The following is a 20042-nucleotide window of genomic DNA, read 5'->3' as shown; positions in this document are numbered from 1 at the left end:
CCCGGCCGGGTTCCCGCGGCGACGGAAAAATGCCGCCCGGGAAGGAAACGGGCTAGTCTGATTCACCGCAAGGACTTAGACTGACCCCGGCTTCCCCGACGCCCAACTCGATGCCCATGATGAGGAGTTGCGATGCCGACGACCCGCCCCCGCCCGATCTCGCTGGCCCTGGCCCTGCTGCTGGCGCTCGCGATCATCCCCACCGGCGCCGCCGCTCTGGAGGGCGGCTACCGCATGCCGCCGGCGGTCCTGGCCGACATGATCGACGCCCCGCCCACGCCGCGGGTCGACGTCAGCCCCGACCGCGCCTGGATCCTGCTGTTGGACTCCCCCGGCCTGCCCTCCATCGAGGAGGTCGCCCAGCCCGAGCTTCGCCTCGCCGGCATGCGCATCAACCCGGCCACCAACGGCCCCAGCCGCCAGCGCACGCTGAGCGGTCTCCGCTTCCGCCGGCTGAGCGACGGCTTCGAGCGCCCCGTCACGGGCCTGCCCGCGGGTGGCCGCATCACGGACGTCACCTGGTCGCCCGACGGCAAGCGCATCGCCTTCGTGCTCGAGTCCGACGGCGCGCTCGCCCTCTGGACCGCCGCGCTGGACGGCGGCGACGCCGAGCGCGTGGGCAAGCGCGATCTCGTCCTCAACGCCGCGTACACGCGTCCCTACAGATGGCTGCCCGACAGCCAGAGCTTCGTCGTGGCCAGCATCCCCGCCGGCCGCGGCGCGCCCCCCGCGGAGCCCCTGGCGCCCGCGGGACCGATCGTGCAGGAGAACCTGGGCAAGAAGTCCGCGGCGCGCACCTTCCAGGATCTCCTCACCGACGCACACGACGAAGACCTCTTCGACCACTACTGCCGCTCGCAGCTCGTGCGCGTGCGCATCGACCGCAAGAAGAAGGGCGCTGGCGCGCTCGGCGAGGCCGGCCTCGTCCGCAGCTTCGATCCCTCGCCCGACGGCCGCTACCTGCTGGTGGAGACCGTCCACCGGCCCTACTCCTACTCGCTGCGCGAGGACGGCTTCCCCCGCCGCATCGAAATCTGGGACGCGGACGGCCGCCTCGTCCACCGCCTCGCCGACCTGCCGCTGCAGGATCAGGTGCCCATCGCCTTCGGTTCGGTGCCCACCGGACCGCGCGACGTCTCCTGGCGCGACGACGCTCCCGCCACGCTCTGCTGGGCCGAGGCCCTCGACGGCGGCGACGCGGGCGTCGAGGCCGCCGAGCGCGATCGCGTCTTCACCCTGGCCGCGCCGTTCAGCGGCGAGCCCACCGTTCTCATCACCCTGGCCAACCGCTTCGCCGGCACATTCTGGGGCGACGACCACGTGGCCCTGGTCAACAGCATGTGGTGGAAGACCCGCAACACCCGGACCTGGCAGGTGGCCCCCGGCGATCCCACGGTTACCCCTGTGCTCAGGGTCAACCGCAGCTGGCAGGACCGCTACGCCGACCCCGGCCGGCCGGTGATGGCGCCGGGACCCTTCGGGCGGGACGTCATGCTGCTCGACGGCGGCGCGCTCTACCTGGCCGGCCAGGGCGCGTCGCCCGAGGGCGACCGGCCCTTCCTCGACCGCCTCGATCTCGCCAGCGGCGAGACCACCCGCCTCTTCCGCTCCGAGGCGCCGTACTACGAGTCGCCGGTGGACGTCATCGCCGCCACGGGCCCCGTGCTGCTCACGCGGCGCGAGAGCCAGACCGACCCGCCCAACTATTTCCTGCGCGACCTCGCGGCGAAGACCCTCACGCCGGTGACGGACTTTCCCAATCCCACCCCCCAGCTCGAGGGCGTCCACAAGGAGCTGCTGCAGTACACCCGCGCCGACGGCGTGCCCCTCACCGGCACGCTCTACACGCCCGCCGACTTCACCCCGGGCGTCGACGCCCCGCTGCCGCTGCTGATGTGGGCCTACCCGCGCGAGTTCAAGAGCGCGGCCGACGCGGGCCAGGTCAGCGACTCGCCCTACCGCTTCACCCGCGTGGGCTGGTTCTCGCCCGAGCTCTTCCTCACGCGCGGCTATGCGGTGCTCGACGACGCCGCCATGCCCATCGTCGGCGAAGGCGACACGGAGCCCAACGACAGCTTCGTCGAGCAGCTCGTCGCCAGCGCGCAGGCGGCCGTGGACGCGGTGGCCGACCGCGGCGTCGCCGACCGCGAGCGCATCGCCATCGGGGGCCACAGCTACGGCGCCTTCATGGCCGCGAACCTGCTCGCGCACTCGGATCTCTTCCGCCTCGGCATCGCGCGCAGCGGCGCCTACAACCGCTCGCTGACGCCCTTCGGCTTCCAGGGCGAGGAACGGACCTTCTGGGAGGCGCCCGAGGTCTACTTCCGCATGAGCCCCTTCATGAACGCCGAGAAGATCGACGAGCCGCTGCTCCTCATCCACGGCGAGGCCGACAACAACTCCGGCACCTTCCCGCTGCAGAGCGAACGCCTCTACGAGGCGATCAAGGGCCTCGGCGGCACGGCGCGCCTGGTGATGCTCCCGCACGAGAGCCACGGCTACCGGGCGCGCGAGAGCGTCATGCACCTGCTCTGGGAGCAGGACACCTGGCTCGACCGCTACGTGAAGAACGCGACGCCACGCGAACAGGCCGCGCGCTAATCGACGATCCGGAAGACGCGCTCGCGGCTCGCCTGCCAGCGCTCGTCGCCGATGGCGAAGAGTCGCGCCTGTTCGTCCATGACCGTGAGCGTGAGGACGTACTCGCCCGCCGCGAGCGTCGCCGTGTCGATGATCAAGGTGCTGAGCGCGGTGGAGCCCCGCGCCTGGTCGCGGAAGACCGAGCTGACGGCCGGCAGCCGCGCACCGCGCGCGCGGATGCTGTAGCGCAGCCGGCAGTCGTGGCGGTCGCGGCGATCCGTCTCGAGGCCGTAGACCTCGTTGTAGAGGCCGAGCTTCATCCCGCGCCGATAGATCGCCGAGGGCTCCGGCGCCCCCAGCAGGTTCGCCTCCGCGCCGGGGGCGCTGCCCGCGGGGGCGTCGGCGCGGCTGAGCGCGATGCCGCTGAGGGCGAGGGAGTCGGCGGGAAAGGCGGGGACGTCGATCGCGCCGCGCGCGAGCTGCTCGCCGTCGCCCTGCGCGTCGCCGAGCTGCAGCGTGAGGTCGCGCCTGCCCGCGGGCACGCGCAACTCCAGCCAGCCCGAAAGGCTCACCGGACCGCCGCGCCCGGTCTGCGGCACCTCGAGCGTCACGCTGTCGCGGGTGACCCAGCGCGCTTGCGTCGACGGATCCACCAGCGCCAGCGCCACCGCATAGCGCCAGCGCAGAACGCCCGCGCTGTCGGCGACGGCGGTGAGCTGATCGCCGCGCAGCTGGTAGCTCGCGCGGACGCGGGTGCTGTCGTCGCTGGCGCGGAAGCAGTCCACGGCGCTGGCCAGCCAGAGGCGCGGGCCGTCGCGTAGAAGCTGCACCCGCACCGAGTCGCTCTCGACCAGCAGCTCGCCCTGTTCGAGCATCACCAGGCTCTCGCGCACGCCTCCTGCCAGCGCCGTGAACAGCCCCTCGCGCGCCGACGGCATGCCCGACGGCGTGAACACCCCGCTGTTGGCGAAGCTCTGGAAGCCGAGGATCGCGTCGCCCACGCGCCAGACCTCCACCGGCGGCTCGTAGCTGGTGCCGGTGACGTCCGCGCCGGCGCGCAGCACGGCGTCGGGCTCGCCGAAGCGAACCAGGGCGCGGCCCCGCGCGTCGTAGTAGGGCGGCCGCGGGCTCGGGTAGAGCCGGCGCGCCAGCTCGAGGCGGTGGGCGTGGTCGTCGCGGCGTTCGTTGACGTCCGTGGTGGCCACCGGATCGCGGCCACGCCAGAAGTTCTCGACCCAGTCGGCGAGAGCCGCGCTGTCGGGCGCCGCGGCGAGGCCGGCGAGCTCCTCGGCGCTCATCAGCGCCTCGAGGTCGTTCCAGAGTGCCTGCTTGCGGAGTGTGAGGCTGTCGGCCGCCGTGGAGTCTGTGGGAAAGGCGGGGTGGACGATCACCGGCACATAGTGCCGCCCCTCGCGCACCGCTTCGTTGAGCGCGTACTGCTCGGGCGCGCAGGCGTTCAGCAGGGCGGCCAGCGCGAGCAGCGCTGCCGCAGCCATCGGGAACCGCAGCGGCAAGGAGACCTCCCCCGGCTACCGCATCAGCAGCAGCTTGAGGGAAGATACGTCGCCGGCGGCGGCGAAGAGAAAGAGCCAGTCGCCGCGGGCGCCCGCGGCGGGCCGAGGCGGCGCATCGCTGGGAGTCGGCGCGAGGCCGCAGAGGAGCATCACCAGCAGCAGCGCAAGGATCGCCGCCACGACGGCGGAGAGCCACCGGCTTCCGGAACCCATCGCCATCACCTCCGTGCGGGGCAACGCAGCGCTGGTCTAGTCGCCCCCCGCCGGCGGGTCAAACGCCCGGGTCTAGTAGGCGTCCAGCTCGCCGACCACGGCCTCCACCGCCTCGAGGATGTCCCCGCTCTTCACCAGCGCGGCCATGGCGTTGTGGTCCTTGAAGAGCGGCCGGTCGACGTCGAGGAAGTCCACGTGCTCGCGAATCGCCGCGTGCGCCGCGCGCGTGCCGCGCCCGAAGCCGTAGTCGCGGAAGTCCAGCGCCTGGGCGGCGGCCATCAGCTCGATGCCCAGCACGCCGTAGGCCGTGTCCATGATCTGCCGCGTCTTGAGAGCGGAGTTCATGCCCATGGACACGAAGTCCTCCTGGTCGGCCGCGGCCGGGATCGACTGGTGGTAGGCCGGCGTGGACAGCAGCTTCTGCTCCACCACCTGCATGTCGGCGGTGTACTGGCTCAGCATCAGCCCGCTGAACATGCCCGCGCCCTTGGTGAGGAAGGCCGGCAGGCCGACGCTGAGCGCCGGGTTCGTCATGCGGTTCAGCCGCCGCTCGCTGATCGCGCAGATCATGGTGATGGCCCCGCCCATGTGGTCGATGGGCATGCTAGCCGGCGTGCCCTGGAAGTTGGCGCCGGTGAGCACCACGCCGTCCTCGGGCAGGAAGATGGGGTTGTCGCCCACGCCGTTGGCCTCGATCAGCAGCTGCTCGCGGGTCCAGCGCAGCTGGTCGCGCGCGGCGCCGTGCACCTGGGGCGTGGAGCGCATGGAGTAGGCGTCCTGCACCTTGACCTTCTCCTTGCCGCTCACCAGATCCGACCCGTCGATCACCTTGCGCAGGTTGGCCGCGGTGGTCACCGCGCCGCGGAAGCCGCGCAGCTCGTGCAGCCGCGCGTCGTAGGGCTTCATGTTGGCCTTGAGCGCTTCCAGGGTCATGGCGGCGGCGACGTCCGCCTGCTTCAGCCAGCGCTCGGCGTCGTGCAGCGTGAGGATGCCGATGGCGTTGAGCAGGTTGGAACCGTTGATGACGGCGAGGCCGTCGCGCGCCTGGAGGCCGGGCACGGGGATGTCCGCGCGCTGGAAGGCCAGGTCGCTGGCGAGGCGCTCGCCCTCGTAGAAGCACTCGCCCTCGCCCATCATCGTGAGGCCGATCTGGCTCATGGGCGCCAGGTCGCCGCAGGCCCCCACCGATCCCTTCACGCAGACGTGCGGCGTGACGCCCTTGTTGAGCATCGCGACCAGGGTCTCGGTGATCTCGAGCCTGCAGCCGGAATGCCCGTGCGCGTGGACGTTCGCGCGCAGCAGCATCGCCGCCCGCACATGATCCAGCGGCGCCGGCTCGCCGATGCCCGCCGCGTGGTTGTAGATAAGGTAGCGCTGGAACTGCTTGACCTGCTCGTCGTCGAGCACGATCTCCGAGAACTCGCCGATGCCGGTGTTGACGCCGTACATGATCTCGCGCGCCGCGATGCGCTCCTCGATGAAGGCGCGGCAGGCGCGGATCCGCTCCCGCGCCTCGGGGTGCAACTCGACGCGCTCCCCGTGGCGGGCCACGGCGACGATGTTCTCGACGGTGAGATGGGAACCACTGACGACGACGGACATGGCGCGACCTCCGCGATGGCTCGACCCGGCACGGCCGAGCAGCCTGTATCGCGCCCACCCACCCCGCTTCGGCCGGAGACCCGGCCCGCGCGGGGACAAGATGACCTGCGCTACACCCGACGTCAATGCCGCGGCCGGGACGCGGACTCGCCCCCGGAACCCGCCCCCGGGGGGCGGGTCGGTTGCTTTGCTCATAGCCCTGGGCGGGAGCCCTCGAGATTCTCTTCGACCGCCCTTGACGGCAGCCTCAACGTACTATACATTTGAATCCATGACAAGCCCTGGTCAGACACTTCTTCGACAGCAGTCGCTCTTCCGAGGGGCCCGCCCCCCCCGGGGGCGGGATTCAGGACCCACGGGTCAGGCTCGCCCCCGGGGGCGGGCGCTAGCGAAGCAGCACGACCTTGCGGGTGAGCGCGCCGCCGGGCCCGGCGATCCGCGCGAGGTACAGGCCCGCGGGCAGGTCGCCGCCGGCCCAGATGAGGGTCCGCTCGCCGGCCGGGTAGTCCCCGCCGCCGAGGTGGGCCACGCGGCGCCCGCGGACGTCGTAGATCGCCGCCGCGTAGGCGCCCGGCCTGTCAATCCGCAGGCTGAGGCGCAGGGGTCCGCCCGACGGCAGCCAGGGATTGTCAGTTTCCGCCAGCAGAACGAAGCCCGGGCGGTCGCCAGGTAGCAGCGGTGGATCGGCATTGTCAGGATTCTCGTCGCTCCAGCGGATCTCATCGAGGGCGATGAACCCGCCCGGCCCCTGCGCGCGGTCCTCGAGCTCCAGCTGCACGGCCACGCCGCGCAGCGTGCGCAGGTCCCAGGCATGGGGAGCGAGGGGCAGCCCTTCGCCCCCGGGGACCCCGGTGCCGGGGCCGCCGGGCGGCGGCGTGCGGAAGAGCAGAGCGCCGTCGGAGGCCCGGCGCAGGCTGAGGGCGCAGGAGTCCGGGTGGCCCGCGCCGCCGAGGAGGAAGTCGAGGCGCGGGGACATCACGGTGAAGACCGGCGAGCGGGCGATGCCCACGGCCGCGGCGCCGAGGCTGTCGCCCACGTGGCTCGCGACGCCGCCGGTCACCGAGCGGTAGGCCTCGAAGCTGCTGATCCACGAGTGGCCGCCGTAGCCGCTGGACGTGGTCGCGCCGCGGGCCATGGGGTTGTCCTCGAAGGTCGGTGCGAGCAGGAAGGGGTTGGGGCCGCCGGGCAGATCCTCCGCAGTCCAGCCGGGCAGCCCCTGGCGGTCGTGCAGTGCGGGTGGCCAGAGCGCGGGGTCCAGGTCGAGCAGGTCGAACTGGATCGCGAAGTTGTAGACGCCCCACTCGAGGTAGTTCTCATGGCGGCTGAAGAGCCGCGCATGCGTGCTGGGCGCGGCCCAGTCGGCGAGGGCGGCAGGCAGCGGGGTGATCTCCGGGGCGGCGCCTTCGTCGAAGCGCACGCCCGCGGACAGGTCCCAGGGGCCGCGGAAGTCCGGCGCGCGCATCACACTGGTGCCACCCACGCCGCCGCGGGTGTAGAGCAGGCACCAGTCGCCGTCGGCGAGGCGGACGAGCTGCGGGCTTTCCAGGGTGCCCTCGTCCGGCGCCACGATGACCGGCCCCAGGTCGGCAAACACCGGGGGGCCTGTGGCGTCGAGGGGCGCGGCGGCCAGGGCGAGGGCGCCGTGGCCGTCGGCCATGCGCGCGGCGGCCAGCAGGAAGAGCGTGTCGGCGTGGACGAAGGCGAAGGGGTCGCGGCAGTCGGCCCAGGCGTCCGCGCTCCAGTTGGACCAGGGACCGCAGGTGTAGACGGGGTCGGCCGCGGGCGCCCACTGCTCGAGGTCGGCGCTCCAGGCGAGACCGATGCTCTGGCTGAGCGACGTGTTCACGCCGGTGGCCAACATCGCCCAGCGAGCGCCGGCGGGGCGCCAGGCGGGAGGGAGAGAGGCGGCGGGCAGCACCTGCGGCGCCCAGATGCTGCGGGTGGCCCAGCGGCCGTCGGGCACGGCGAGCACGGGCGGACGCAGGGTCCAGTGTCGCAGGTCCTCGCTCTCGGCGTGCCCCAGCGAGGGGTCGAGACCCTGGCCCAGTTCGCCGCGGATGTAGAAGAGGTGAAACACCGTGCCGTCGTGCAGCAGCGCGTGGTCCTTGACGCGGTAGCCGCGCTCGATGAAGGCCGGCTGCTCGAAGTCCCAGAGCGCGGCGCGAGCCGACGAGGCGAACGCGGAGGCGAACGCGGAGGCGAACGCTCCCAGCAGGAGGGGGCGCACCCAGCGGGCGAGCGAGTGGAGGCCCGGGCGGCGGCTGTCCACGTTTGGTGACGTCGTCCCGCGCGGCCCATTCGGCCGGAGCATTCCGCATGCGATCTGCACGAGCAAAATATTACACCGCCGCAGCTTTCGATGCCAGCCTGAGCCTGTCGCGGGCCGGTTACACTGAATTGCCATCCGTAGTCGCCTATCGTTGACTTCGAAGGCCATATCGGGTAAGCTGATCTGGAGTTGGCGCTACTCGGGCACTGGCGATGGTCGAAAACTGGCCGCCCGCCAACTGACTCCGACGCTGCGGCGCCCAAGCACCTGTGTAACAGCTCTTAGGAGGACAACCCAATGAAGAAACTGCTCTCGACCCTGGCGATCCTGGCCCTGTTTGCGGTCCCCGCCCTCGCGCAGGACATGACCGGCAGCTACGCCCAGCTGGATAGCCCGTCGATGGTGAACCCCGGCGACACCGGCGTCGTCTTCACGTTCTACGTCTACTGCGGCAGCCCGGACTACGAGTGGATCCGCAACCTGACCTTCACCTTCCCCGCGTGCTTCACCGTGACGGACGGTTCCTGGGATGACAGCGGCGCGTCGAGCGTCTGGTCCTTCGACTTTGCCGCCGCCGGCAACGTCGCGCAGTTCCTGGACAACGATGCCGGCTACGGCGAGGTCTACGATGGCGACGGTGGCTACTTCTACGTGACCGTCGACGTCGGCACCGACTGCGATGCCGGTCCGGCCATGGTCCACTACCTCCTCGAGGGCGACGACTACGGCAACGATCCCCACTTCGTCGAGGCTGACCTGGACTTCACGATCGGCGGCACCGCCACCGACGACAACACCTGGTCGAGCGTGAAGTCGCTCTACTAGGCTCCGATTCTCTGGAATCGACTGGCGCCCGCGGTCATCGCCGCGGGCGCTTTTCGTTGCCCCTGCCCCGGCAAAGGGCCGTGGGGACTTGACCCATCGCGCCAGGAAGGCGAGAATTCCGCCGTGACTCGACCAAGGAGCTGGGACCGATGAAAACGCTGCTGCTGGCGCTTGCAACCCTGGTTTTGGCGGCCCCCTCGGCGTACGCCCAGGACATGACCGACAGCTACGTGACGCTGGAATCGCCCACGGCGGTTGTCGCCGGCGCCACGGGCGTCGAGTTCACCTTCTACGTCTACAACGGCAGCCCGGATTTCGAGTGGACCTACGAGGTCGTCTTCACCTTCCCCTCCTGCTTCACCGTGGTCGAGGACAGCGGCAGCTACCTCGACGGCGGCCTGGGCTGGAACTTCGTCTTCAGCGCCGAGGGGCACGTGGCCCGCTTCACCGACGGCGACGGCGGCTACGGCGAGATCTACGACGGCGACGGCGGCTATTTCATGCTGCGGGTCGACGTCGGCGAGGACTGCCCCAGCGGACAGTCCGTCCTTCACTGGCTCCAGCAGGGAGACATGTACGGCGGGACCCCGCACTTCGTCGAGGGCACCCTGGACTTCGCCATCGCCGGCACGGCGACCGAGACCCGCACCTGGTCCAGCGTGCGATCGCTCTACTAGCTCCCGCCGCGACGGCTTCGGAACGGCCCCAGCCGGCACTTCCGGACCTCCGTCGCCCTTTTGAGATCGTCCCAGCAATCGTTGATTCCCCGATCCAGGTTGGGCTATACTGGTATCGCTGAATCGGAGGCCCTGTGGCCGCCGGCCGGCGTTCCGACTTCTTGCTCCGCATCTTCGCCGCCCGGTCTGGCTCGGGATAGCGCGCTTTCACTGTACAGCACCCCGCTGTGTCACAGGCGTTCGACCAGCGCAACTCAATGGGAGGCAACTCATGAAAAGACTGCTTTTTGCCATGGCGTTGATCGCGGTGCTCGCGGCTCCCGCCCTCGCCGACAAGCCCATCGTCAACTCCACGGACACCAGCATCCGCGTTGAGTGCGGTCTGGAGTCGGTGTGCTGGACCTGGGACGGCAGCTTCACGGCCGAGACCTGCGACGGCGGCGGCGCCCCCGTCTGGCAGTACGGCACCGCGACGGGCATCCCGACGGTGGACTGCGATGGCAACGCCATCGGCAACGTGCTGGGCACCATCCTGGCGGGCAACTACCCGAACGACGCCGGCGAGCGCGCCGTGCTGGGTGGCTCCTTCACCGTCAGCGAGACCTGCAACCTGCTGGAGATCTGCCACTACTACGACACCGAGAACAGCTATGACGGCTGCAACGTCGAGATCTACGCCGGTGGCAGCTACACCGTCGTGGCGCCCGCGGGCGGCTATCCCGACGATCTGATCAGCGACAGCACGACCTACTACGCCTGGTGCGTGGACAACCAGCCCGGCTTCACCGACGGCCCCGTCGGCTTCGTGAAGGACTGCTTCGATCTGAGCGCCTTCATGGGCCAGACCGTCTCCGTCGCCGTGAAGTTCGGCTCGGACAGCTCCGTCCAGTACCCCGGCTGGTACATCGCCTCCGCGATGGCCGGCAGCACGCTGGTTCCCACCGAGGACAGCAGCTGGTCGACGATCAAGACCCTGTACTAGTCGAACCGGCAATCGCTACGCAGTGGCCCGCGCCTCATGGCGCGGGCCTTTTTCGCACTTCGCGGTTAACTTTGGAGACAAACTGAGCTAGACTTACGAAGATATCGTGGCACCGGGAGCCCCCTCGATCCCAACCCTCACGGCCTTCCACGATCTGCGCCGACTCTGACCACTTTGATTGACTACCGGATTGAACTGGGAGGACCCATGAAACGACTGCTGCTCGCGCTCGCGGCCTTCACGCTGCTGGCGGCACCCGCCCTGGCCCAGGACATGAACGGGAGCTACGTCACCCTCGTCGGCCCCAGCTCCGCCGATCCGGGCGACACGGTGACCTTCGAGTTCTACGTCTACAACGGCAGCCCCGACGCCGAGTGGACCACCGAGGTGCGCTTCCGCTTTCCCGAGACCTTCAACGTGCTCGACGGCACCTACGACGACGGCGGCGCCGGCTGGAGCTTCGACTTCAGCACCTCGGGCGACTACGACGAGTACGCGCACTTCATCGACGGCGACGGCGGCTACGGCGAGATCGTCGACGGCACCGGCGGCACCTTCTACGTCACCGTCTTCATCAACCCGAACACCGAGTGCGGGCCCTACAACTTGCACTGGAAGCAGTACGGGGACGAGTGGGGCGACCCGCCGCACTGGATCGGCGGCGACCTGCCCTTCGTGATGTGCCCCGTCGCGACGGAGGCGCACACCCTGTCGGGCGTGAAGGCGCTCTACTAGCGATCCGCGTTCAGGCTTTCGCGCTTGAGTTCGAGAAAACGGGCCTTGAGCTGCTGGGTTTCCGGCAGCCGGGCCCGTTCCTCGTAGGAGTGGTCGAGGCGCATCACGAGGAAGCCCGACAGCAGGATGAACCACACGGGGATCGCCAGCGGCACCAGCCGGCGCCAGCCGCGGCCGACGAGCACGCGCACCATCTTCATCGTGCCCGTGGCCAGGATCAGGCAGAAGCCCGCCGAGGCCAGGTAGAGGTACTTCGTGTTGATCCAGTCGCCCGGCAGGTAGAAGAAGCAGAAGGGCAGGATCGTCAGCACCACCCAGGCGATGAAGAAGCGCAGGGTCTTGTTGCCGAACACGAAGCCGTAGGCCATGTAGCTGAAGATGATCGTCGCCAGCACGGGGCGGATCCAGCCACTCCAGGCGTAGATCGTGGCCAGCGGCGACCCCTCCACCACCAGCTCCGTGTAGTGGATGGGATAGACCATGTGCACCAGGTAGCCGGGGATGTTGCGCAGGAAGTTGAGCGCGAAGAAGCCCGCCCCCCAGCCCTCGGGGTAGGACTCGGTGACGCTGCGGAAGCTGTCCCACTGGAAGCCCGTGAGCACCCCGCCGAAGATGAGCAGCGTGAGCAGGGGGCCGTCCAGGACGCCGCGATCCTGCCGCTCCTTGCGGAAGAACACGTTGTAGGCCAGCAGCACGCCGATCCCGCTGAGAAAGGCGAAGCGGTTGACGATCGACAGCGTGAAGAAGAACACCGTCCCCAGGAACCACCACGACAGCAGCCGGCCCTTGCCCCGGGTCTCGTTGATCACGTAGAACATCACCGTCAGGATGAACACCGCATGCATGAGGATGCCGCTCACCCCGGCGGCGTACATGACCTCCTTGCCGTAGTTGCCCACCGCGAAGGCGAAGAGGCTGGCGCTGAGGAAGGCGATCCCGAAGTCGTGCAGGATCATCGTGATCAGCAGGTAGAGCAGGAACGCGTTGAGCGCGTGGATGAAGATGTTCAGCAGGTAGTAGCCCGCGGGCTTGTCCCCGAAGAACAGGTACTCGACGCGGTGGAAGACGCCGACGATGGGGTGCGGGTGCTGCGTGCCGAGCCCGAACTCGTCCAGGCTGTCGCTGGACAGGCTCTGGGCCAGGTACTCGTACTCGGCCGCCGTCCAGAACTGGTTGTTGAGGATGCGCCCGAAGAGCAGGAAGCTGAAGGCGAGCAGGATGAGAAAGAGGAGGGTCTTGTTGTCCTTGAGCCTGAGGGCCATCATCCGCCATCGCTTTCCGCCGGACCCACCGGCGCGCTGCCAGTCTAGGGGCGTGGGCAAGGCCGGGCAACGTGTTTCGTGACCGCAACCTGCTGCTGCTCGCCGCCGGCCAGTTCGCCAGCCGGCTCGGCGACGCCAGCTTTCACCTGGCGCTGATCTGGTTCGCCAAGGAGCTCACGGGCTCCAAGCGCGCCATGGGCCTCGTGGCCATGCTGGAGTACCTGCCCATCCTCCTCTTCGGCGCGTTGGCCGGCGTGCTGGTGGACCGTCTGGACAGGCGGCGCGTCATGCTCGGCGCGAGCCTCGCGCGCAGCGCGCTGATGTGGGCCGTGCCCTTGGTCTTCCTCGCCGGCTATCGCGGCCTCGGCGCCGGCGCCGCGGCGGCCTTAGGGCTCGCGCTGGCCACCAGCCTCTTCACGCCCGCCCGCGACGCCCTCGTCCCCCAGCTCGTGGGCCGCGGCGACCGCGTGGGCGCGAATGCGCTGGTGCAGGTCTCGGACCAGTTCGCCTGGCTGCTGGGACCGCTGGTCTATCCGCTGCTCGTCCCCTGGCTGGGCGTCAGCTGGGCCTTCGCGGGCCCGGCCCTGATCTTCCTCGTCAGCTGGGCCCTGCTGCTGGGAATGCGCGGCCCCACGTCCGCGCTGCTCGAGCCCGCGGGCCCCGAGACGCTGCTCGAGGCCGGCGAGACGGGCGGCCCGCCCCCGGGGGCGGGTCGGCTCGCCTGGGACGAACTCAAGGCCGGCTTCGCCCTGGCCTGGAAACGCCGTGAACTGCGCTGGCTGCTGCTGCTCACCGCGGTGAACAACTTCTTCATCATGGGGCCGGCCATCGTGGCCATGCCGGCCTACGTGGGCATCGACCTCGGCCTGCCGGCCGGCTATCTGGGGGCGATCGAGTCGGTGCTGGCCGCGGGGATGATCCTCGGCTCGCTGGCGCTCCTGCGCTGGCGGCCCCGCGCAGGGATGGGCAAGCTCTGGCTCGTGGGCATGGCCTTCGACGGCCTCACCTACGTCCCCATGCTCCTGGGCCCGCCCTTCCGCTGGCTGGTGCCGCTGATCCTCTTCCACGCGCTGTTCATCCCGTGGATCACGGTCTACCGCGTGAGCATCGTGCAGGAGGTGGTGGCGCCGGCGCTGCAGGGGCGCGCCTTCGCCTTCGTGGGGATGGCCGTGGTGGGAATGACGGCCCTGGCCAGCGGCGTCACCGGCCTGCTGCTGGACGTCCTGCCCACCCACATCCTCTTCGGCACCTGGGGCTTCTTCGGCATGTGCTGCGGGCTGGTGGGCTTCGCCGTGCCGAGCCTCAGGCGGCTCTAGCCCCCCAGCCGCAGGTCGAAGCCCAGGCTCAGCCGCCACTCCAGCTTGGGCTGGTTGACGGCCTCGTCGGCGGCGTCGTAGTCATAGCCGTCGCGCGGCTCCACGTTCTCGCCGTCGGGGCTGTAGGACGTGTCGTGGCCGGAGATCGCACTGGCCAGGTAGTAGTCCGCGCCGCCGCCCATGGAGAAGCCCCAGCGCGGGCCCATGGCCCAGCGCCGCTCGAGGCCGGCGCCCCAGCCCCAGTGGCTGCTGGTGACGTCGAACTTCTCGTTGCCCCCCACGAAATCGAAGGTCCCCTTGAACGACGCATAGCGCGGCCCCACGAAGGCCCGCGATCCGGCCAGCGGCCCCCAGTTCAGTTCGCGCAGCAGGTCCATCCGCCAGGCGACGTTCCGCCCCGTGGACTGGGGGGTGCCGTTCTCGTTGTCGTTGATGAAGGCGTGCCGCGCGGCCAGGGCGTCGCCGGGATCGAGACGCCAGTAGCCCAGGCTCATCCGCAGGCTGAAGGGCAGCCCCTGCGCGAAGTCGATGGCCTCCAGGTTCAGCGCGCCGCCGAGGCCGAGGTCGTGCCCCAGCTCCACGCCGGTGGAGAACTCCGCGGCCGCCGAGGGCGCCGTCGTGCAGAAGAGCAGCACGGTGAAGACCGTTAGTGTCCGAAACGTCCGCATGACTTCCTCCCGCGATGCGAGTTGAGGGGCGCTTTGTCCCCTGTCCAAGCGGCGTGCCAGCGCCGCGGTCAGTAGCGCGACTTCACGGCGCTCCACGAACTGCGCTCGACGCCCGTCTCGCCGCAGCCGCGGCCGAAGGCGCCGAGGCGTGCGCCGCAGTCGTTCAGCGCGGGCAGGCAGACGGACGCGCCGTCCACCCGGTAGTCGCCTCCGCCCTGGCCGCAGCCGGCCGGCCCGCAGAAATCTGGGTCCTGGGCGATGCAGCCGTCAAGGAAGCTGGCGGCGCCGGCGACGGTGTCCGGATTCACCACGCAGCAGCTGAAGCTCAGGCTGCCGCTGACCACCTGGGCGTCGTTGCCCACGCCGAGGTCGGTGCAGTTGCCCCAGATCACCGACATGGACACCGAGACGGTGGAGCCCAGACAGCGCAGCCCGCCGCCCGGCACGCCGGGCCAGGCGCCGTCGTCGGTGCGGTTGCGGGTGATGGTGGAGCCGGTGATCGTCACGCTGCTGCTCTCGAGGAGCAGCCCGCCCCCGAAGTCGGCGTAGTGGCCGCCGGCGATCAGGCAGTTGTCGATGGCGAGCTCGGCGCCGTGGGTGTAGATGCCCCCGCCTTCGTAGGTGGCCGCGTTGCCGTCGAGGACGCAGTCCCTCAGCTCGAGGTCCGACTCCTCCACGGCGATCGCGCCGTGCCGGGTGGCCCAGTTGTCCCGGAAGAGGCAGCCGCGGGCGACCACGGCGGAGCCGTCGCGGCAAAGTAGACCGCCCGCCGGGCTCTGGAAGCCGCGATTGCCCACGAACTCGCAGTCGGTGAGCGAGACGATCGAGTGCCAGCAGCCGAGGCCGGCGGTGGAGCCGTCGCTGCTGGCCCCCGTGCCGTTCTCCTCGAAGCTGCAGCGCTCGAAGGTGACCCAGGAGTCCACCACGCCGGCGCCCATGGCGCCCAGCTCGGTGCTGCCACTGGCGTTGTTCCCCACGATGCGGCAGTCGCGGACGGTGAGCGTGGAGCCGCTCTGCACCCAGAGGCCGGCGGCGTCGGCGCTGGGACGCCAGAGCCGTCCCCCCGTGAGGGTGAAGTTTTCGATGCGCGTGCCGGCCACGGCCGAGCGCACGGCCAGCACGCGGCCGTCGCCCTGGGCGTCGATCACGGTGGCGTCGATGCCGGACGCCCCCAGCAGGGTCACGCGGGACGGCAGCTCGAGGTTGTACTCGTGGTAGGTGCCCGCGGCCACGAGGACGGTGTCGCCAGGCTCGACCACGTCCAGACCGGCGGCGATGGTCGGGACGTCCGCGGGAACGTGCACCGTCGCGGCGGCGAGGCGGCCGGCCCACAGCAGCGCGACCAGCAGGGCAGTGCCCGCCGTCATCGGCCCGCGCTTCATCGCCTCACCTCCTCACCGCTTGGCGTCACGCTCTCAAGGACCTGGAATCCACCAGTATATCCGCTGGACGGATCTCGCGCCAGCGGCCCCGCGCGTGCTCTTGCCGCGCCGCAGCCGGCATGCTACTTCTTCCCCCATGCCCGAGTTCAAGAATCTTCGCGACTACATTGCGTTCCTGGAATCCAAGGGCGAGCTGCTGCGCATCGGCGAACCCGTGAGCCGGGACCTGGAGATCACCGAGATCGCGCTGCGCACGGTGCGCGCGGGCGGCCCGGCCCTGCTCTTCGAGCGCGTGGAGGGCTTCGACACGCCGCTGGTGATCAATCTGTTCGGCACCGATCAGCGCATGGCCTGGGCCCTGGGCGGCGAGACGCTCGCCGAGGCGGCCGCGCGCATCGAGGCGATGGTCCATCTCGCGCCTCCCGGCAGCATCCGCGACAAGCTGGCCATGTTGCCGACGCTGGCCGGCATGGCGCGCATCCTGCCCAAGACCGTGGGCCGCGGCGCCTCGCAGGAGCGCGTCTTCACGGGCGACGACGTGAACCTCGAGAACATCCCCGCCCAGCTCTGCTGGCCCGGCGACGGCGGCCACTACCTCACGCAGACGCAGATCTTCACCAAGGATCCTGCCACCGGCGCGCGCAACGTGGGCATGTACCGCGTGCAGATCTTCGACCGCAACACCTGCGGCATGCACTGGCAGATGCACAAGGTCGGCGCGCAGCATCACCGCGAGGCCGAGGCGCGCGGCGAACGCGTGCCCGTCGCCGTGGTCTTCGGCGGGCACCCGGCCATGATCTACGCGGCCAGCGCGCCGCTGCCCGAAGGCATCGACGAGTGCCTGCTCGCCGGCTTCCTCGCCCGGCGGCCCATCGAGCTGGTGAAGGCCAAGACCGTGGACCTGCTCGTGCCCGCCGAGGCCGAGTTCGTCATCGAGGGCTACGTGGAGCCCGGCGAGCGCCGTCTCGAGGGCCCTTTCGGCGACCACACCGGCTACTACAGCCTCGCCGAGATGTACCCGGTCCTGCACGTCACCGCCGTCACGCAGCGCGCCGACGCCATCTACCCCAGCATCGTGGTGGGCCCGCCGCCCCAGGAGGACGGCCCCATGGGCAAGGCCACGGAGCGGCTCTTCCTGCCCCTCATCAAGACGCAGTTCCCCGAGATCGTGGACATGCACCTGCCGGTCGAGGGCGTCTTCCACAACATCGCGCTGATCTCGATCCGCAAGCGCTACCCCGGCCACGCGCGCAAGATGATGCAGGCCATCTGGGGCACCGGCCAGCTCGCCTTCAGCAAGATCGTGATCGTGGTGGACGAGGACGTCGACGTGCAGAACCTGCCCGAGGTGGTCTGGCGCGTGACGGCGAACATCGACCCCAAGCGCGACGCGGTCTTCGCCGACGGCATCACCGACGTGCTCGACCACGCCGCCGACGTGATCGGCCTCGGCGGCAAGTTGGGGCTGGACGCCACGCGCAAGTGGCCCGAGGAGGGCTTCGCGCGCGAGTGGCCCGAGGTGCTCAGCATGGACGAGGCCACCCGCGCCCGCGTCGACGCCCTGTGGCCGAAGCTCGGCATCCGCCTGCCCGGCGAGCCGCGCGGCTAGCATGGCCGCGCCGATCCCCACCGGAGAAGCACCTGGCAAGCGCGACGCCGTGCAGCGGATGTTCGCCGCCATCAGCCCCAGCTACGACCGCCTCAACCACCTGCTCAGCGCGGGACAGGACCGCCGCTGGCGCCGTCGCGCCGTGGGGATGTTCGGCCCCGGCGTGCGTCGCGTCCTCGACGTGGCCGCCGGCACCGGCGATCTGGGCGCCGCCTGGCTGGCCGCGCGGCCGGACGGCGAACTCGTGTCCACGGACTTCGTCGCCGCGATGTGCGCGACCGGCGCCGCCAAGCTCGCCGGCCGCCGCGGCTACCTGGGCTACGCCGTCGCGGACGCGCTCGCCCTCCCCCTCGGCGACGGCGCGGTGGACGGCGTGATGGCCGCCTTCGGCGTGCGCAACTTCGCGCGGCTCGACGCCGGCCTCGCCGAGATGGTCCGCGTGCTCCGCCCCGGCGGCGAGCTGGTGGTGCTCGAGTTCTTCCCCGCGCGAAGCGCCGCGATCGAGCGCGCCTTCCGCGTCTACTTCCACCACGTGCTGCCGCGCGTGGGCGGCTGGATCTCGGGCAGCCCGGAGGCCTACCGCTATCTGCCCGCGTCGGTGGGCGACTTCGTCAGCCGCGAGCGCTTCACGGCGCTGCTGGAGGCGGCGGGGCTCGGCGAGATCCGGCGGCGGGAGTGCGGCGGGGGCATCGCCACGGCCTTTCACGGGGTCAAGTTGTGATAGACTAAGGGGGCACGCCCAGCCCCGGAGGTCACCATGCGCCGCCTGCCCCTCGCGCTGCTACTTCTCGCCAGCCTCTCTCTCCCGGCCCTCGCGGCCGACTTCACCCCCGGCCGCCTCCTCGCGATTCCCGTCGACCCGGACCTGCTGCGGATCGAGGCCGACGGCACGCTGGCCTGCCGCGACGCCGCGCTCTCGGCGACCCTGGCCGCCCGCGGTCTCACCCGCGCTGTGCGCCTGAGCGGTCCCGCCTCGCCCCGGGATTACCTGCGTCTGGACGGCCCCGCCGACCTGGACGTCCTCGCCGCCCGTGACGCCCTCGCCGCCACCGGCGCCTTCCGCGCCGTGTCGCCCGACTGGCTGCTGCACTTCCTCGTGCTGCCGAACGACCCGATGCTCGCCCAGCAGTGGCACATCACCAGCGCCACGGCGGGCATCCACCTGCCCCAGGCATGGGACCTGGAGCAGGGTAGCCAAACGACACCTGTCGCCATAATCGACACGGGCATCGACTGGAGCCACCCCGACCTCGGGCCCAACATGTGGCAGAACACGGACGAGATCTACGGCAACGGCATCGACGACGACGGCAACGGCTGGATCGACGACCGCTACGGCTGGGACTGCGGCGCAAACGACAACGACCCCCGCCCCGAGGCCTACATCGAAGGCGGGATCGACGTGGGCTTCCACGGCAGCCACTGCGCGGGCATCGCGGCCGCGGCCACGGACAACGCCGTGGGCGTGGCGGGCGCCGGCTGGGACTGCCGCCTGATGGCGCTCAAGGTGGTGGGCGGCGGCAACCCCTTCTCGGTGGCCGCCGTGACCATGGCCTTCGACTACGCGATCACCGAGGGCGCGAGCGTGATCTCCATGAGCTTCGGCGGCACCTTCAGCGACTTCGGCTTCATGCAGGCCCTGGTGGACGACGCCAGCGCCGCCGGCATCGTCTGCGTGGCCGCGGCGGGGAACAACAACACCAGCGCGCAGATGTATCCGGCCGCGCTGGACCGCGTGATCTCCGTCGCCGCCACGAACAGCGCGAACCAGCGCGCGAGCTTTTCGACCTACGGCGCCTGGGTGGACGTCGCCGCGCCCGGCGAGCAGATCTGGTCCACGATCATGACCAACTACGAGCTGGACTTCCTCACCGAGCTGCTCTTCATCCTCAGTTTTGGATACGACGGCGTGAACCCTTATATGTACAGCGACGGCACGTCCATGGCCTGCCCGCTGGTGGCCGGCGTGGTGGGCCTGGTGAAGAGCGTGGCGCCCTGGATGGACGCCGACGCCATGGACCAGCACCTCAAGGACACGGGCGACCACGTGATCTACGATCAGCCCTGCGGCGTGAAGGTGAATGCCGAGGCCGCGCTGGCCGGCCTCACCACGGCGGCGGATGGCGCGCCGGCGGCCCGCGTCGCCCTGGCGGCCTGGCCCAACCCCTTCAACCCGAGCACGACGCTGCGCTTCGCACTGCCGACCGCCGCTCGCGCGCGGCTCACGATCGTCGACGCGCAGGGCCGGCAGGTGGCGCTGCTCCTCGACGAGCCACGCCCCGCCGGCGAGCAGCAGGTCACGTGGCGGGCGGAGGGACTCGCGAGCGGCGTCTACCTGGCGCGCCTGGAGACGGAGGCCGGTCTGGCGGGGAGCGAGCGCGTCGTGCTGCTCAAGTAGAACGAGCTTG

16 protein-coding genes are annotated in these 20042 nt (G+C 70.5%); 9 read left to right on the top strand and 7 right to left on the bottom strand.

The features are described 5' to 3' along the window. The first annotated feature begins 132 nt into the window (after positions 1-132). Positions 133-2601, top strand: coding sequence for a S9 family peptidase (locus tag H6693_10140; GenBank protein ID MCB9516542.1), 2469 nt, complete (start codon positions 133-135; stop codon positions 2599-2601). Here the strand turns inward: H6693_10140 and H6693_10135 are convergent. The 4 genes from H6693_10135 to H6693_10120 form a co-directional block, all read right to left on the bottom strand. Further along, positions 2598-4094 carry a GWxTD domain-containing protein gene (locus tag H6693_10135; GenBank protein ID MCB9516541.1) on the bottom strand — a complete coding sequence of 499 codons (1497 nt, stop codon included), beginning with the start codon at positions 4092-4094 and terminating at the stop codon, positions 2598-2600. The two genes, H6693_10140 and H6693_10135, sit on opposite strands and share 4 nt — an antisense overlap. A gap of 15 nt (positions 4095-4109) precedes the next feature. After that, complete coding sequence (locus tag H6693_10130) at positions 4110-4307, bottom strand: hypothetical protein (GenBank protein ID MCB9516540.1); 198 nt, start codon at positions 4305-4307, stop codon at positions 4110-4112. Between the two features lie 72 nt (positions 4308-4379). Then, positions 4380-5909 carry an aromatic amino acid lyase gene (locus tag H6693_10125; GenBank protein MCB9516539.1) on the bottom strand — a complete coding sequence of 510 codons (1530 nt, stop codon included), beginning with the start codon at positions 5907-5909 and terminating at the stop codon, positions 4380-4382. Positions 5910-6294: 385 nt separating this feature from the next. Next, positions 6295-8178, bottom strand: a complete 1884-nt coding sequence (locus H6693_10120) for a hypothetical protein (GenBank protein MCB9516538.1) — start codon at positions 8176-8178, stop codon at positions 6295-6297. Between the two features lie 297 nt (positions 8179-8475). Here H6693_10120 and H6693_10115 point away from each other — a divergent pair, with 297 nt between their 5' ends. The 4 genes from H6693_10115 to H6693_10100 all read left to right on the top strand — a co-directional run bounded on the left by H6693_10115 (position 8476) and on the right by H6693_10100 (position 11397). After that, complete coding sequence (locus H6693_10115; GenBank protein MCB9516537.1) at positions 8476-9003, top strand: hypothetical protein; 528 nt, start codon at positions 8476-8478, stop codon at positions 9001-9003. 149 nt (positions 9004-9152) lie between these two features. After that, positions 9153-9680 (top strand): hypothetical protein, encoded by a 528-nt coding sequence (locus tag H6693_10110; GenBank protein MCB9516536.1) that lies wholly within the window; start codon positions 9153-9155, stop codon positions 9678-9680. A gap of 271 nt (positions 9681-9951) precedes the next feature. Then, positions 9952-10662 carry an immune inhibitor A gene (locus tag H6693_10105; protein MCB9516535.1) on the top strand — a complete coding sequence of 237 codons (711 nt, stop codon included), beginning with the start codon at positions 9952-9954 and terminating at the stop codon, positions 10660-10662. A 207-nt stretch (positions 10663-10869) separates the two neighbouring features. After that, positions 10870-11397 carry a hypothetical protein gene (locus H6693_10100; GenBank protein MCB9516534.1) on the top strand — a complete coding sequence of 176 codons (528 nt, stop codon included), beginning with the start codon at positions 10870-10872 and terminating at the stop codon, positions 11395-11397. Here H6693_10100 and H6693_10095 read toward each other — a convergent pair. Continuing rightward, the gene (locus H6693_10095) at positions 11394-12659 is read right to left on the bottom strand and encodes a hypothetical protein (protein ID MCB9516533.1); all 1266 of its coding nucleotides are present in this window, start codon (positions 12657-12659) and stop codon (positions 11394-11396) included. The two genes, H6693_10100 and H6693_10095, sit on opposite strands and share 4 nt — an antisense overlap. Before the next feature lie 71 nt (positions 12660-12730). On the opposite strand from H6693_10095, the gene H6693_10090 reads away from it, so the two are divergent. Beyond that, complete coding sequence (locus tag H6693_10090; protein MCB9516532.1) at positions 12731-13975, top strand: MFS transporter; 1245 nt, start codon at positions 12731-12733, stop codon at positions 13973-13975. On the opposite strand, the gene H6693_10085 is transcribed toward H6693_10090, so the two are convergent. Continuing rightward, complete coding sequence (locus H6693_10085) at positions 13972-14643, bottom strand: hypothetical protein (protein ID MCB9516531.1); 672 nt, start codon at positions 14641-14643, stop codon at positions 13972-13974. The two genes, H6693_10090 and H6693_10085, sit on opposite strands and share 4 nt — an antisense overlap. 68 nt (positions 14644-14711) lie before the next feature. Continuing rightward, positions 14712-16025: a right-handed parallel beta-helix repeat-containing protein gene (locus H6693_10080; protein MCB9516530.1), complete on the bottom strand. Its 1314-nt coding sequence runs from the start codon at positions 16023-16025 to the stop codon at positions 14712-14714. Positions 16026-16161: 136 nt separating this feature from the next. On the opposite strand from H6693_10080, the gene H6693_10075 reads away from it, so the two are divergent. Genes H6693_10075 through H6693_10065 form a run of 3 tightly spaced genes read left to right on the top strand, consistent with a single transcriptional unit; the run spans position 16162 to position 20032 of the window. Continuing rightward, positions 16162-17634 carry a menaquinone biosynthesis decarboxylase gene (locus H6693_10075; GenBank protein ID MCB9516529.1) on the top strand — a complete coding sequence of 491 codons (1473 nt, stop codon included), beginning with the start codon at positions 16162-16164 and terminating at the stop codon, positions 17632-17634. Between the two features lies 1 nt (position 17635). Continuing rightward, complete coding sequence (locus H6693_10070; protein MCB9516528.1) at positions 17636-18355, top strand: ubiquinone/menaquinone biosynthesis methyltransferase; 720 nt, start codon at positions 17636-17638, stop codon at positions 18353-18355. A 36-nt stretch (positions 18356-18391) separates the two neighbouring features. After that, the gene (locus H6693_10065; GenBank protein MCB9516527.1) at positions 18392-20032 is read left to right on the top strand and encodes a S8 family serine peptidase; all 1641 of its coding nucleotides are present in this window, start codon (positions 18392-18394) and stop codon (positions 20030-20032) included. The last annotated feature ends 10 nt before the right edge of the window (positions 20033-20042 follow it).

This window comes from Candidatus Latescibacterota bacterium, assembly GCA_020633725.1.
Lineage (GTDB): Bacteria > Krumholzibacteriota > Krumholzibacteriia > JACNKJ01 > JACNKJ01 > VGXI01.
Note: the sequence above shows the minus strand (reverse complement) of the source record. Positions and strands in the feature narration are given on the sequence as shown.

Bases quoted from the DNA above. Each gene is read 5' to 3' on its own strand.
- H6693_10140 (MCB9516542.1), top strand. From the start codon at position 133: ATGCCGACGACCCGCCCCCGCCCGATCTCGCTGGCCCTGGCCCTGCTG.
- H6693_10130 (MCB9516540.1), bottom strand. From the start codon at position 4,307: ATGGGTTCCGGAAGCCGGTGGCTCTCCGCCGTCGTGGCGGCGATCCTT.
- H6693_10125 (MCB9516539.1), bottom strand. From the start codon at position 5,909: ATGTCCGTCGTCGTCAGTGGTTCCCATCTCACCGTCGAGAACATCGTC.
- H6693_10115 (MCB9516537.1), top strand. From the start codon at position 8,476: ATGAAGAAACTGCTCTCGACCCTGGCGATCCTGGCCCTGTTTGCGGTC.
- H6693_10110 (MCB9516536.1), top strand. From the start codon at position 9,153: ATGAAAACGCTGCTGCTGGCGCTTGCAACCCTGGTTTTGGCGGCCCCC.
- H6693_10105 (MCB9516535.1), top strand. From the start codon at position 9,952: ATGAAAAGACTGCTTTTTGCCATGGCGTTGATCGCGGTGCTCGCGGCT.
- H6693_10100 (MCB9516534.1), top strand. From the start codon at position 10,870: ATGAAACGACTGCTGCTCGCGCTCGCGGCCTTCACGCTGCTGGCGGCA.
- H6693_10095 (MCB9516533.1), bottom strand. From the start codon at position 12,659: ATGGCCCTCAGGCTCAAGGACAACAAGACCCTCCTCTTTCTCATCCTG.
- H6693_10085 (MCB9516531.1), bottom strand. From the start codon at position 14,643: ATGCGGACGTTTCGGACACTAACGGTCTTCACCGTGCTGCTCTTCTGC.
- H6693_10080 (MCB9516530.1), bottom strand. From the start codon at position 16,025: ATGAAGCGCGGGCCGATGACGGCGGGCACTGCCCTGCTGGTCGCGCTG.
- H6693_10075 (MCB9516529.1), top strand. From the start codon at position 16,162: ATGCCCGAGTTCAAGAATCTTCGCGACTACATTGCGTTCCTGGAATCC.
- H6693_10070 (MCB9516528.1), top strand. From the start codon at position 17,636: ATGGCCGCGCCGATCCCCACCGGAGAAGCACCTGGCAAGCGCGACGCC.
- H6693_10065 (MCB9516527.1), top strand. From the start codon at position 18,392: ATGCGCCGCCTGCCCCTCGCGCTGCTACTTCTCGCCAGCCTCTCTCTC.